The sequence below is a fragment of the Streptomyces sp. NBC_00461 genome (assembly GCF_036013935.1).
Classification (GTDB): domain Bacteria; phylum Actinomycetota; class Actinomycetes; order Streptomycetales; family Streptomycetaceae; genus Streptomyces.
Genome location: NZ_CP107902.1, coordinates 6,527,929 through 6,541,270 on the forward strand (window position 1 = coordinate 6,527,929; position 13,342 = coordinate 6,541,270).

General features: G+C 70.4%; 12 protein-coding genes and 2 tRNA genes. 6 read left to right on the top strand and 8 right to left on the bottom strand.

Annotated features, from left to right (window positions below; genetic code table 11):
- A complete protein-coding gene (locus OG870_RS30650) occupies positions 1-543 on the bottom strand; it encodes a PPA1309 family protein (RefSeq protein ID WP_266589814.1) in 543 nt (180 codons plus the stop codon).
- A gap of 142 nt (positions 544-685) precedes the next feature.
- Here OG870_RS30650 and OG870_RS30655 point away from each other — a divergent pair, with 142 nt between their 5' ends.
- The 4 genes from OG870_RS30655 (at position 686) to OG870_RS30670 (ending at position 5,960) form a co-directional block, all read left to right on the top strand.
- The gene (locus OG870_RS30655; protein ID WP_266844020.1) at positions 686-3,682 is read left to right on the top strand and encodes a UPF0182 family membrane protein; all 2,997 of its coding nucleotides are present in this window, start codon (positions 686-688) and stop codon (positions 3,680-3,682) included.
- A gap of 41 nt (positions 3,683-3,723) precedes the next feature.
- Positions 3,724-3,797: transfer RNA gene (locus tag OG870_RS30660), tRNA-Met, on the top strand.
- Between the two features lie 203 nt (positions 3,798-4,000).
- Positions 4,001-5,821 (top strand): tetratricopeptide repeat protein, encoded by a 1,821-nt coding sequence (locus OG870_RS30665; RefSeq protein ID WP_266521254.1) that lies wholly within the window; start codon positions 4,001-4,003, stop codon positions 5,819-5,821.
- A 65-nt stretch (positions 5,822-5,886) separates the two neighbouring features.
- Positions 5,887-5,960 (top strand) — tRNA-Met (locus OG870_RS30670).
- Positions 5,961-6,106: 146 nt separating this feature from the next.
- Here OG870_RS30670 and OG870_RS30675 read toward each other — a convergent pair.
- The 3 genes from OG870_RS30675 to hisN all read right to left on the bottom strand — a co-directional run bounded on the left by OG870_RS30675 (position 6,107) and on the right by hisN (position 8,040).
- On the bottom strand, positions 6,107-6,523 hold the full coding sequence (locus OG870_RS30675) for a Fur family transcriptional regulator (protein ID WP_266521256.1): 417 nt from the start codon (positions 6,521-6,523) through the stop codon (positions 6,107-6,109).
- A 166-nt stretch (positions 6,524-6,689) separates the two neighbouring features.
- Entirely contained in the window at positions 6,690-7,082 is a 393-nt protein-coding gene (locus OG870_RS30680; RefSeq protein WP_266844017.1) for a CBS domain-containing protein, read from the bottom strand.
- Between the two features lie 157 nt (positions 7,083-7,239).
- A complete protein-coding gene (gene hisN / locus OG870_RS30685; protein WP_266589819.1) occupies positions 7,240-8,040 on the bottom strand; it encodes a histidinol-phosphatase in 801 nt (266 codons plus the stop codon).
- A gap of 167 nt (positions 8,041-8,207) precedes the next feature.
- On the opposite strand from hisN, the gene OG870_RS30690 reads away from it, so the two are divergent.
- The gene (locus tag OG870_RS30690; RefSeq protein ID WP_266521261.1) at positions 8,208-8,816 is read left to right on the top strand and encodes a TetR/AcrR family transcriptional regulator; all 609 of its coding nucleotides are present in this window, start codon (positions 8,208-8,210) and stop codon (positions 8,814-8,816) included.
- Between the two features lie 4 nt (positions 8,817-8,820).
- Here the strand turns inward: OG870_RS30690 and OG870_RS30695 are convergent, their stop codons facing one another.
- The 4 genes from OG870_RS30695 to OG870_RS30710 form a co-directional block, all read right to left on the bottom strand.
- A complete protein-coding gene (locus OG870_RS30695; protein WP_266521263.1) occupies positions 8,821-9,144 on the bottom strand; it encodes a DMT family transporter in 324 nt (107 codons plus the stop codon).
- Between the two features lie 95 nt (positions 9,145-9,239).
- Positions 9,240-10,250, bottom strand: coding sequence for a ribosome small subunit-dependent GTPase A (rsgA, locus tag OG870_RS30700; RefSeq protein ID WP_266589821.1), 1,011 nt, complete (start codon positions 10,248-10,250; stop codon positions 9,240-9,242).
- A gap of 11 nt (positions 10,251-10,261) precedes the next feature.
- Complete coding sequence (aroA, locus tag OG870_RS30705; RefSeq protein WP_266521271.1) at positions 10,262-11,578, bottom strand: 3-phosphoshikimate 1-carboxyvinyltransferase; 1,317 nt, start codon at positions 11,576-11,578, stop codon at positions 10,262-10,264.
- Between the two features lie 123 nt (positions 11,579-11,701).
- Positions 11,702-12,421, bottom strand: a complete 720-nt coding sequence (locus tag OG870_RS30710; protein ID WP_266589823.1) for a M50 family metallopeptidase — start codon at positions 12,419-12,421, stop codon at positions 11,702-11,704.
- Positions 12,422-12,525: 104 nt separating this feature from the next.
- On the opposite strand from OG870_RS30710, the gene OG870_RS30715 reads away from it, so the two are divergent.
- Complete coding sequence (locus OG870_RS30715) at positions 12,526-13,341, top strand: SOS response-associated peptidase (protein ID WP_266521275.1); 816 nt, start codon at positions 12,526-12,528, stop codon at positions 13,339-13,341.
- The last annotated feature ends 1 nt before the right edge of the window (position 13,342 follow it).

A 13,342-nucleotide genomic window follows, 5' to 3' on the forward strand; every position in this document is an offset into this window, starting at 1 on the left:
CTACTCCTCGAACGTCGCCGACAGCGCCTCCGCCAGGCCCGGCACCAGGCCGGCGCCCGTGAGGACCTCCGTCGGGGTGTCCTTGTCCCGCAGCCGCAGAGCCGAGTCGCGGGCGCCGTCGCGCAGGACCGCGACTGTCATACGGACCTCCTGACGGCCCGGGTGGTCCGCCACCCACTTCGACAGCGCGGCCTCGTCCAAACCCTCCGGGACCTGGGCCTCGGCGGACGGCGGCAGCACCAGCCGCTCCACCGTCAGCGCGCAGCCGGCCACCGCGTCGGGCCAGGCGATCGTGGCGAGGAACTCGTCCAGCGGCTTGCCGGCCGGGATCTCGTCCTGCTCGATCGGGGTGAGACCACTGGTCTCGGGCTCGTTCTCCAGGCCGAGCTGGGCCGCGAGGGCGGGTTCCTGGGACCGCAGGCGAGCGGTGTCTACGAGGGCGAAGAGGCGGGCGGGCTGGTCCCAGCCGAGGCCGGAGGCGTACTCGTCGATCTCGAGTACGGCCCGGGTGAGCGGGCTCGCTGCCATGGGAGTGTTGGACATGGTCACAATCCTGCCTCGTTCATAGCCGGAATCGGGAACCGAGTAAACGGTGAGTAAGTTGCATAGGTGTGGGCCCACGATCACGGGGGGCCACGGAAGGTCCACGAACACGCGGGCCTGACGAACCGACAGCGACTTCGAGGTGCGCACCTTGGCTTTCCAGATGCCGGACCGCGGCGGAGGCCCGACGGGGCCACGGATCAGAGTGGGCCGCCCGTCCCGGCGAGTCCGGACCCTGCTCATGACGCTGGGCGTCCTTGCCGTACTCGGCATGGCGTTCACCATGTTCGCGGGCTTCTGGACGGACTGGCTCTGGTACCGCTCCGTGAAGTACTCGTCCGTCTTCACCACCACGCTGTGGACGAAGATCGGACTGTTCTTCGTCTTCGGCCTGCTGATGGCCCTCGCGGTCGGCTTCAACATCTGGCTGGCGCACCGGCTGCGACCGCCGCTGAGCGCCATGTCGATGGAGCAGCAGAGCCTCGACCGCTACCGGATGGGCATCGCTCCCTACAAGGCCTGGCTGCTGCTCGCCATCACCGCCCTGGTCGGTCTGATCGCCGGCGCCTCGGCGTCCAGCCAGTGGCGCACCTGGCTGATGTGGGTCAACGGCGTGCCCTTCCACCAGAAGGACCCCCAGTTCCACCTCGACGTCTCCTTCTACGCCTTCGACCTGCCCTGGTACCGCTTCCTGCTCGGCTTCGGCTTCGCCGCCGCGATCCTGTCCCTGATCGCCGCCGCGCTCACGCACTACCTGTACGGCGGCCTCAGGATCACCTCCCCGGGCGCGCGTGCCACGGCCGCCGCGACGGGACATCTGTCGGTACTGCTCGGCGTATTCGTCGCCCTGAAGGCCATCGCGTACTGGCTCGACCGGTACGGCCTCGCGGTGAAGTCCAGCGACTTCAAGGCGACGGACGACTGGACCGGCCTCAGGTACGTCGACGCGAACGCCTACCTGCCGGCGAAGACGATCCTGTTCTGCATCGCCGTCATCTGCGCGCTGCTGTTCTTCGCCACCCTGTGGCGGCGCACCTGGCAGCTGCCCGTGATCGGCTTCGGCCTGATGGTGCTCTCGGCGATCCTGATCGGCGGGCTCTACCCGGCGATCGTCCAGAAGTTCCAGGTCCAGCCCAACGAGCAGGCCAAGGAAGCGCCGTACGTCCAGAAGAACCTCAAGGCGACGCGCGAGGCCTACGGCATCGACGACACCAAGGTCAGCGACTACTCGGGGACGGGCACCAGCAAGGACAAGAACAAGCTGCGCGACGACGTCGGTTCCACGGCGAGCATCCGCATCCTCGACCCGAACATCGTCTCGCCCACGTTCCAGCAGCTCCAGCAGATCAGGAACTACTACGCGTTCCCGACCAACCTGGACGTTGACCGATACAGCAAGGACGGCAAGAACGCCGGGGATCAAGACACGGTCATCGGTCTGCGCGAGCTGAATCTGAACGGCATTCCGAAGAACAACTGGATCAACGACCACTTCCGTTACACCCACGGCTACGGCGTGGTCGCCGCCAAGGGCACCGCGGCCGACCCCAACGGTCAGCCCGTCTTCACCGAGTCCGACCTGCCCTCCAAGGGAAACCTCGGAACGTACGAACAGCAGGTCTACTACGGCGAGAAGACCACCACCTACTCGATCGTCGGCGGTCCCCAGAAGGAGATCGACTACTCCGACGACAGCGGTGAGAAGACCACCAGCTACCAGGGCAAGAGCGGCGTCAACCTCGCCAACCCGATCAACCGGGCCGCGTACGCGGTGGCGTTCAACGAGCCGCAGATCCTCTACTCCGGTGCCATCGGCGAGGGTTCGCGCATCCTGTACAACCGCACTCCCAAGGAGCGCGTCGAAGCGGTGGCGCCCTGGCTGACCATCGACGGCGACGCGTACCCGGCGGTGGTCAACCACCGCATCCAGTGGATCGTGGACGCGTACACGACGACCAATGGCTATCCGTACGCCTCCCGTACGACCCTGGGGGACACGACGGCCGACTCGCTCACCGCGACCAACAACTCGCGTGCGGTGGTGGCCCAGCAGAACCAGGTCAACTACATCCGCAACTCGGTGAAGGCGACCGTCGACGCGTACACCGGTGAGGTCAAGCTCTACCAGTGGGACACCAAGGACCCGGTCCTGAAGACGTGGATGAAGGCATTCCCGGGCACCGTGGAGCCCAGGACCGCCATCTCGAAGTCGCTGATGGACCACCTGCGCTACCCGCAGGACCTGTTCAAGGTCCAGCGCGAGCTGCTGACCCGCTACCACGTCACCAACCCGACGACCTTCCTCAGCGGCAGCGAGGTGTGGCAGGTCCCCGACGACCCGACCAACAAGTCGGGCAACGCGGTGCCTCCGTACTACCTGAGCATGAAGATGCCCGACCAGTCGGCGCAGGCGTTCTCACTGACGACGACGTTCACGCCCAACGGCCGGGACAACCTCAGTGCGTTCATGACGGTCGACGCCGAGGCGGGCACCGGCGACTACGGCAAGATCAGAATCCTGAAACTGCCGACCAGTACGACCGTCGACGGACCCAAACAGGTGCAGAGCCAGTTCAACTCCGAACAGGACATCGCCGAGTCGATCAAGCTGCTGAAGGGCGGCGACTCCGACATCGAGTACGGCAACCTGCTGACCGTGCCACTCGACGGAGGACTGCTGTACGTGGAGCCGGTCTACGTACGCGGTGGTGGACTCAAGTACCCGCTGCTGCGGAAGGTGTTGGTCAGCTACGGCGACAAGACCGCCTTCGAGAACACCCTCGACGAGGCCCTCAACAAGGTCTTCGGAGCGGAGAGTTCGACCACGCCACCGCCGGACCAGGGGACGACCGAGCCACCGACGTCCAGCAACCCGACGGTCCAAGCGGCACTGAACGACGCCCAGAAGGCCTTCGACGCCGGTCAGGAAGCCCTCAAGAAGAACGACTGGCAGGCGTACGGCGAGGCGCAGAAGGACCTCGAGGACGCGCTCAAGCGGGCCGAGGACGCGCAGGCCAAGGCTGACAAGACCGGCGGAACCGGCGGAACCGGCGGAAACGGGAGCAGCAGTCCGAGCCCGAGCGGCAGCCCCCGCCCGAGCGGCAGTCCGAGCCCGAGCAGCTCCTCCGGCAGCGGCTGATCAAGGACCCCCCGCGTCGTGGTACGGTTGGCACACAACGACGCGGGGTGGAGCAGCTCGGTAGCTCGCTGGGCTCATAACCCAGAGGTCGCAGGTTCAAATCCTGTCCCCGCTACGGAAGTCGAAGGCCCGGATCCAACAGGATCCGGGCCTTCGTGATGTGCGAACGGATGTGCCGATCCGGGGATGGCCGCGCCGCCACGGGGAGTTGAGGGAACTGTGTTTGACTTGTCTCTCTGTGGGCATGTCGACAAAACGCTGAAGTGACCTCACTGGCTGCGGTATACCAGGTGTACCCAGGTTGCAGGTGGTGCGACGATGGACGTTATGGGGGACAAGGCAACTCTGTTCGAGACAGGGCGATTTGTGCAGCCTTCCGAACCCGCCGAAGCGGGGGAGGTGGCTGAGGAGGCCGTCGAGGAAGTTCGTCAGCGGCTCGCGGCCGAGGCCGGCGATGTCGAGGCGATGAGCGTCCTCGGGGCCATGCTGCTGCGCCGCGGTGATCTCGACGGAGCCGAGCCCCATCTGCGTGCCGCAACCGCGGCGGGCGACCGCGCCGCCGCCAACAATCTCGGGGTTCTTCTTCATCAGCGCGGATACGCCGACGAGGCCGCCGGCTGGTGGCGGGTCGCCGCCGTCGCCGGATCCGCGGCGGCCGCGCACGCGCTGGGCCGGTACCACCGCGAGCGCGGGGACGAGCCCGCCGCCGAGTACTGGCTGCGGCAGTCCGCCGAACAGGGACACGCCCTGGGCGCCTACGCGCTCGCGGATCTGCTGGAGCACCGCGGGGACGCCGGCGCCGGGGACTGGATGCGGGCCGCGGCGGAGCGCGGGCACCGGGAGGCGTCGTACCGACTGGCGCGCGCGCTTGACCGCAAGGCCGTGTGCGAGGGCGAGAGCGGGTCTGACAACGGTGTCGCACTGCTGGCCGAGGCCGAGCAGTTCTATCGGCAGGCCGCCGCGCGCGGGCACCGGCGCGCCGCGCTGCACCTCGGGGCGATCCTGGAGAAGCGCGGTGAGCTCAAGGAGGCCGGGCGCTGGTATCTGACGTCCGCCAAGGACGGCGAGGCGCGGGCCGCCTGCGCGCTCGGCTTCCTGCTGCGGGACGCCGGGGACACCGAGAGCGCCGCCGTGTGGTGGCTCAGGGCCGCGCAGGACGGCGACGGCAACGCCGCCAACGCGCTGGGCGCGCTGCACGCCGAGCGCGGGCAGACCCAGACCGCCGAGCGCTGGTACCGGGCGGCCATGGACGCCGGGGACGACAACGGCGCGTACAACCTCGGGCTGCTCTGCGCCGAGCAGGGACGCACCGCACAGGCCGAGCAGTGGTACCGCCGCGCCGCCTACGCCGGCCACCGCGAAGCGGCGAACGCGCTGGCGATCCTGCTGCTGCAGGGCGGCGACACGGCGGGCGCCGAGCCGTGGTTCTCCAAGGCCGCCGAGGCCGGGAGCGTGGACGCCGCGTTCAACCTGGGCATCCTGCACGCCGGGCGCGGCACCGAGGAGGACGCGGGCATCGCGCTGCGGTGGTACGAGCGTGCCGCGGCCGCCGGGCACACCGAGGCGGCACTGCAGGTCGGCATGGCCCGGCTGCGGGACGGCGACGAGCAGGCCGCCGAGCGGCATCTGCGGTGCGCGGCGGGCGGCGGCAGCGCGGAGGCCGCGTACCGGCTGGCGACCGTGCTCGACGCCCGGCGGCCGCCCGCGCCCGCACACGAGCTGGGGGAGCCCGCGCATGAGAAGACCGAGTGCGAGGAGTGGTACGAGCGCGCGGCGTCCCAGGGGCACCGGCGGGCGCAGGTTCGGGTCGGCATGATGGCCGCGGCCCGCGGCGACGTGGTGGAGGCGGCCCGCTGGTATCGCGCGGCGGCCGAGGCCGGCTCCCGTAACGGCGCCTTCAACCTGGGCCTGCTGCTGGCCCGGGAGGGCAGCGAGCCCGAGGCGGCGGTGTGGTGGACTCGCGCCGCCGACGCCGGGCACGGACGGGCCGCGCTCCGGCTGGCCCTGGTCTACGCGCGTCAGGGCGAGCTCGCCGAGGGGCAGCGCTGGGCGGACCGGGCGGTGAGGCTGGGGCCGGCGGCGGTGTCCGAGCGGGCGGCCCGGCTGCGGGACGCGCTGCGGGAGGAGTTGTCGGCGTGACGCAGGGGGCTGCCGTAAGCGATTTGCGTTTGTCGTCTCCGCTGACGTAATGTTCCATTCATCGCCGCGGGGTGGAGCAGCTCGGTAGCTCGCTGGGCTCATAACCCAGAGGTCGCAGGTTCAAATCCTGTCCCCGCTACTGAAGGCCGAGGGCCGGAATCCAGAAATGGATTCCGGCCCTCGGTGTTTCCGCGTGCGCAGGACGTGGCCGGCCGCCCAGGAAGTCTGTACGCAACACAAAGCCCCGGCATCCTCAAGGGAATGCCGGGGCTTTGATGCAGGCCGCTAGGCCGCCGCGCAGTTCGGGCAGATGCCGCGGTACGTCACCTCGACGTCCGAGACGGTGAAACCGAAGCGCTCCGTGTCGGGGAGGTCGGCCAGCGGGTTGCCGCTCGGATGGACGTCGCGGATCGCGCCGCACTGGGCGCAGACCAGGTGGTGGTGCGGCCGGTGTGCGTTCGGGTCATACCGCTTGGCGCGCTTGTCCGTGGAGACCTCGAGCACCTCGCCGAGGGAGACCAGCTCGCCCAAGGTGTTGTAGACGGTCGCCCGGGAGATCTCGGGCAGCTTGGCGACGGCCCGGGAGTGGACCTCGTCGGCCGTCAGGTGGACGTGCTCGCCGTCGAGAACCTCGGCCACGACGCGCCGCTGCGCGGTCATCCGCCATCCGCGTCCGCGCAGCCGTTGAAGAAGGTCGCTCATGAAGCCCAGCCTAACAGCAGGGGGACCATTTTCCGAACAGGTGTGAATTTGGACAGCGACTCAATTTGGATTGAGTCCAAACATGGAGACCCGGTCCCCGATCCTCCGGTCCCCGATCCTCCGGTCCCCGGTCCTCCGGTCCCCGGTCCTCGGTCCCCCCGCGCGCTCAGGCGGGCACGTGCTGTCGTGCGGGTGCCCAGCAGCGGATGATGTCGCGGACCGAGACGATGCCGGCGGGCTCGCCGCGGTCGAGGACGATGAGGTGGCGGAAACCGCCGTGGGCCATGGCGCGGGCCGCCTCCTCCAGCGTCCAGGACGGGGCGGCGAAGACCACGTCGTTGGTGGTGTGGTCGTGGGCGCGCTCCGTGTCGGGGCTCTGGCCGAGGCCGACGGAGTTGAGGATGTCGCGTTCGGTGAGGATGCCGATACCGCCGGCGTCAGGGTCGAGGACCACCGCTGCGCCCACCCGGCGGGCGGACATCAGGGCGGCGGCCTGGCGGAGGGTGTGGGCGGGGCCGATGGTCAGGACCACCGTGCTCATGGCGTCGCGGACGAGCATGGGACGGAGCCACCTCCAAAGGAATCCACTTAGTGCAGGGATTCACAAGTTCACAAGTGGGGGGACTCTCAGAGTCGCAGGTAAAGCGGGGGTCAACAAGGGGGCGCGTGCGGCCAATTGAGGGCGCACGCGCTCATCTGTGCTTTACGCGTACTGCTCAGTAGCGCTCATTGAGATACCCCAGGAACTCGTCGTGCAGCAGGCCGTTCGACGCGGCCGCGTTGCCGCTGTGCGGGCCCGGGCGGCCGTCGAGGCCGGTGAAGGTGCCGCCGGCCTCGGTGACGACGATCGCGTTGGCGGCCATGTCCCACAGGGAGAGTTCCGGTTCGGCGCAGATGTCGACCGCGCCCTCGGCGACCAGCATGTAGGGCCAGAAGTCCCCGTACGCGCGCGTGCGCCACACCTCGCGGGTCAGGTCCAGGAACCCGCCCAGCCGGCCCTGGTCCTCCCAGCCGGTCAGGGAGGAGTACGCGAACGAGGCGTCCGACAGCTTCGCGACCCCGGAGACGTGCAGGCGGGAGGCAGAGGAGAGGCTGCGGCCGGTGAAGGCGCCGTGGCCCTTCGCGGCCCACCATCGGCGGCCCAGCGCCGGGGCGGACACGACGCCGACGACGGGCTGGAAGCCGGTCTCGCCCGCCTCCATCAGGGAGATCAGCGTGGCCCACACCGGGACGCCGCGTACGTAGTTCTTGGTGCCGTCGATCGGGTCGACCACCCAGCGGCGGGGACCGGTGCCCTCCAGGCCGTACTCCTCACCCAGGACCGCGTCGCGGGGACGGGCGCGCTGGAGCTGGCCGCGGATCAGCTCTTCCGCCGCCTTGTCCGCCTCGCTCACCGGGGTCATGTCCGGCTTCGTCTCGACCTTGAGGTCGAGGGCCTTGAAGCGGTTCATGGTCGCCGCGTCGGCGGCGTCCGCGAGGACGTGGGCGAAACGGAGGTCGTCGAGGTAGTCCGGCATGGAACGAACGCTATCCGCCGTGGTCGGCATGGGGCTACCGGGCCTTGGTCACGGTCTGGCGGCACATGGTGACCGACGGGCGCCCCCGCGTGCGCCCGCGAACCCTTGACAGTGCCGCCGGGCGCGTCAAATCTGGGCGCAGAGCCGCTCGGCCCAGGGAGGCGACGATGCCTGCAGCACGGGAATCCCTACTGGACGCCGCGTACACGGCGCTGGCCCGCAGGTCGTGGTCCACCGTGCGGATGGTGGACGTCGCGGCTGTGGCCGGAGTGTCCCGGCAGACCCTCTACAACGAGTTCGGCAGCAAGGAGGGTCTCGCCCGGGCACTCGTGAGACGGGAGGCGGACACCTACCTCGCCGGGATCGAACGGGCCCTCGCCACCCACAGCGACGCCCGCGAGCGGCTGGCCGCGACAGCCGAGTGGACCGCGTCCACGGCTCGCGACAACGCGCTCGTGCGGGCCATGCTGACCGGCTGCTGGAGCGAGCGGCTGCCCTCGCCGACACTGTCCGCGGTGCCGTCCTCCTCGGCGGTGCCCGCGCAGCGGCGGGCGGACGGGCCGCTGCCGTCGCCGGGCGACTTCGTGGTGATGGTGCGCGACCGTGCCGTGGCCGTGCTCGCGGGACCGGGCCCGGCCAAGCCGGACACGGCGGAACTCGCGAGGTCCTGCGAGCTGGTCGTCCGCCTCGCGCTGTCCTGCGTGGCGGCCCCGCCGGGCGAGGGCGGGGTGGCGGATCTCGTACGGGCCGCGCTGCACCGCCAGTTGACCGCGTGACGGGTCAGTGCGCCGAGCCCGACAGCTGCAGGCCGATCACGCCCACGATGACGAAGCTGATCGAGACGAGCTTCAGGGTCGACACCAGGTCACCCAGGAAGATCATGCCGTAGATGGCGGTGCCGGCCGCGCCGATGCCCGTCCACACGGCGTAGGCGGGGCCCACGTCCAGCTTTTTCAGGGAGAGGGTGAGCAGGCCGAAACTGCCGAGGGCGAAGACGCAGAACGCGATCGTCGGCCACAGCCGGGTGAAACCGTGCGAGAGCTTGAGGCACACGGCGAAGCCGGTCTCGAGTATTCCGGCCACGACGACCAGCAGCCACGCCATGTGGTGTCCTCCCGTATGTCCGGCTCGGTGCGATTATGCACTTGCCGGACCCGCGCCCCCACAAACAACGCGGAGGTCAGTCGCCTTCGTTGCGCTCAGTCGCCGTCCGTCCGCTCACGGGTCGACAGCAGCCGGCGCAGGGAGTACAGGCGGGCCGGGTCGGCGTGTCCGTCGGCCACCCACTGGTCCAGCGCGCAGTCCGGTTCGTCGTGACTGCACGCGCGCGGGCAGCCCTCGGTGCCGGGCTCCAGGTCGGGGAAGGCCTTGATGACCCGGGACGGGTCCACGTGATGCAGGCCGAAGGAGCGCACACCGGGGGTGTCGATGAGCCAACCCGCGCTGTCCGGCAGCGGGACCGCGCGCGCCGAGGTGGTGGTGTGCCGGCCGCGGCCCGTGACGGCGTTGACATGGCCGGTAGTGCGTCGCCGTTCCTGCGCGACCAGCGCGTTGACCAGGGTCGTCTTGCCCACGCCCGAGTGCCCGACGAACGCCGTCATCTTGCCGTCCAGCTGCTTGCGGACACGTTCCACCGCGGCGCCGCTCTCCAGTTCCTCGCGGCTGGTCACGACGTACGGGACGCCCAACGCCCCGTACAGCTCAAGGAGTTCGTCGGGTGAGGCGAGGTCGGACTTGGTGAGGACGAGCAGCGGGTCGAGACCGCCGTCGTACGCCGCGACCAGACAGCGGTCGATCAGGCGCGGGCGCGGCTCGGGGTCGGCGAGGGCGGTGACGATGGCGAGCTGGTCGGCGTTGGCGACGACCACGCGCTCGTAGGGATCGTCGTCGTCCGCGGTGCGCCGCAGGACCGAGGTGCGCGGTTCGATGCGGACGATACGGGCGAGGGTGTCCTTGGCCCCGGAGAGGTCGCCGACGATGGCCACGCGGTCGCCGACCACCGCGGCCTTGCGGCCCAGCTCGCGGGCCTTCATCGCCGTGACCACGCGGTCCTCGACGAGGCAGGTGAGGCGGCCCCGGTCGATGGTGACGACCAGGCCCTCCACCGCCTCCTCGTGCTTGGGCCGGATGTTCGTACGCGGCCGGTTGCCCTTGCGGTTCGGGCGGGAGCGGATGTCGTCCTCGTCGGTGTGCTTGCCGTAGCGGCGCATGGCGTGAGTCCCTACGCCCCGAGCATCCCGGTCCACATATCGGGGAAGTCCGGCAGGGTCTTCGCCGTCGTCGCCACGTCCTCGATCTGCACGCCCTCCACCGCCAGGCCGATGATCGCGCCGGCCGTCGCCATGCGGTGGTCCTCGTACGTGTGGAAGATCCCGCCGTGCAGGCGGCGCGGGCGGATGTGCAGGCCGTCGGCGGTCTCGGTGACGTCACCGCCGAGTTCGTTGATCTCCTTGGTGAGCGCGGCCAGGCGGTCCGTCTCGTGCAGCCGCAGATGGGCCACGCCCCGCAGGGTGGAGGGGGAGTCCGCGAGGGCCGCGACCGCCGCGACGCCCGGGGCCAGCTCGCCGACCTCGCCCAGGTCCACGTCGATACCGTGGATCGCACCCGAACCGGTGAACTCAAGCCCGTACTCGGTCAGTTCGCAGGAACCGCCCATGTCGGTGAAGATCTCCCGCAGCTGGTCGCCGGGCTGCGTGGTGCGCGCCGGCCAGTCGGGTACGACGACCTTGCCGCCCGTCACCAGGGCCGCCGCCAGGAACGGCTGCGCGTTGGACAGGTCCGGCTCGATGGTGAGGTCCCGGCCGAGCAGCGCGCCCGGCGTCACCCGCCACACGTTCGGCTCGCCGCCCGACTCCGGCGTGTCCACCTGGGCACCGACCGCGCGCAGCATGTCGACGGTCATGCGGATGTGCGGGAGGGAGGGCAGGGAGGAGCCGATGTGGCGGACCTCCACGCCCTGGTTGAAGCGCGGGCCGGACAGGAGCAGGGCCGACACGAACTGGGACGACGAGGACGCGTCGATCTCCACCGGGCCGCCGTCCAGCGCCCCGCCCCCGTGGACCGTCAGCGGCAGCGCGCCCCGCCCGTCGTCGTCGATCCGGGCGCCGAGCACGCGCAGCGCGTCGATCACGCCGGTCAGGGGACGCTCGTACGACCTCGGGTCGCCGTCGAAGCGGATGGGGCCGTCGGCGAGCGCGGCGACCGGCGGCAGGAAGCGCATCACCGTGCCGGCGTTGCCCACGTCGACCGTGGCCGGGCCGTGCAGGCCCGTGGGCAGCACCCGCCAGGTCTCGCCCGTGCCGTCCGGGCCCACGCCCTCCTCGATGCCGACGCCCATCGCGCGCAGGGCGCCCGCCATCAGCAGCGTGTCCCGGGAGCGCAGGGGGCGGCGCAGCCAGCCGGGTTCGGAGGCGAGGGCGGCGAGCACGAGCGCCCGGTTGGTGACGGACTTGGACCCCGGCACGTGGACCGTCGCGTCGACGGCCCCGCTCGCGTGGGGGGCGGGCCAGAGGGCGGTGGGTGCGGGGTTCGGGGCCATGGCCCCACTTTATAAGCAGGCCGTCGGTCGAGTGCGGCGCCGTGAGGCCGGTCGCGCCCCGCGGTAAAGACGCTCACCCGCGCCGCCCCACCCCCCTGTGACCTGCGCCCCTTCGGGCCGCGCTCACACCTCCAGCAGCCACCTGCCGCCGCCTATCAGCGAACACAGCGACACCGCGTGGAAAAGAAAGAGCCACAGCCCGGCCGGTACGTGGGTCAGTCGCGACAGCTGGTCCGCGTCCGAGTCGCCCGCGCCGCCCCGTGACCTCTTCGCCTGGAGTTCGAAGGCCGGGCGTACGCCGCCCACCAGCAGGAACCAGACCACCGTGTACGCGAACGCCGCCTGGACCTGGGGGCCGGCCAGCCAGGACACCAGCAGGAACGTGCCACCGGTGACGACTACCGTCAGGGCGCCGTACGCGTTGCGGATCATCACCAGCATCGCCACCAGCAGCGCTGTCGCCAGCCACAGCAGCAGCGTGATGTGACCGGCGGCCAGCAACGCGGCGCCGCCGAGGCCGAGCAGCGGGGGAGCGGTGTAGCCGGCCGCCGCGGTGAGGATCATGCCCAGGCCGTGCGGCTTGCCGCGGCTGACGGTGAGGCCGCTGGTGTCGGAGTGCAGACGTATGCCCGTGAGCTGCCGGCCGGTGAGCAGAGCTATCAGGCCGTGGCCGCCCTCGTGGGCGATGGTGATCGCGTTGCGCGCCAGGCGCCAGACGCCGTGCGGGACGGTCACGGCGACCGCGGCGACCAGGGTCGCGAGCACCACCCACAGGTCGGGGTCGGGCTGGGTGCCGAAGACCCGGTCCCAGAGGGAGGCGAGCGAGGATGCGGTGCTGTCCATGGGCGGCGGTGGCTCCCGTTGGTCGGTGGAAAGGGCTGGCGCGCAGGGCCGTTGTCGTGCGAGGTGGTGGCAGGGCGACGGGCGGGCCTGGCAGTGTGGCACGTATGTGCGGACGGTATGCAGCGAGTCGTAGGCCCGAGGATCTCGCAGGAATCTTTGAGATCGAGAAGTGGGAGCCGGAGGAGACCCTGGCCCCCGACTACAACGTGGCGCCCACCAAGGAGGTGTACGCCGTCCTCGACCGCACTGTTAAGGACGTGGAGGACCCGCGACCGGTTCGCCAGCTGAGGAAGCTCAAGTGGGGCCTCGTTCCGTCCTGGTCGAAGACCCCCGAGGGCGGCGCCCGGATGATCAACGCCCGCGCGGAGACCGTGCACGAGAAGCCGTCGTACAGGCGGGCGTTCATGTCGAGGCGCTGCATCATTCCCGCCGACGGCTACTACGAGTGGGTAACCGGCACGCAGGAGCGGGACCTGGAGGTCGAGGGGAAGAAGAAGCGGCCGCGCAAGCAGCCGTACTTCGTGCTGCCCGCCGACGGCTCGGTCTTCGCGATGGCCGGCCTGTACGAGTTCTGGCGGGACAAGACCCTCCCGGACGACCACCCGCAGGCCTGGTGGGTCACCTGTTCCGTCATCACCACCGAGGCGGAGACGACCCCGCTCGCGGTGGCCCCGGCCGAGGGCCCGCACGCGCTCGCCGACATCCACCCCCGGATGCCGCTGATGCTCACCCCGGACCGCTGGGACACCTGGCTGGACCCCTCCCGCACCGAACTCGACGACCTGCGCACCCTGCTGGAGGCGCCGCCCGCCGGCCTCATGCGCGCCTACCCCGTGTCCACGGCCGTCAGCAACGTCCGCAACAACGGACCGGAGCTGCTGAAGGAGCTGGAGGGGCCCGAAGAGGGCACACTCTTCTGAC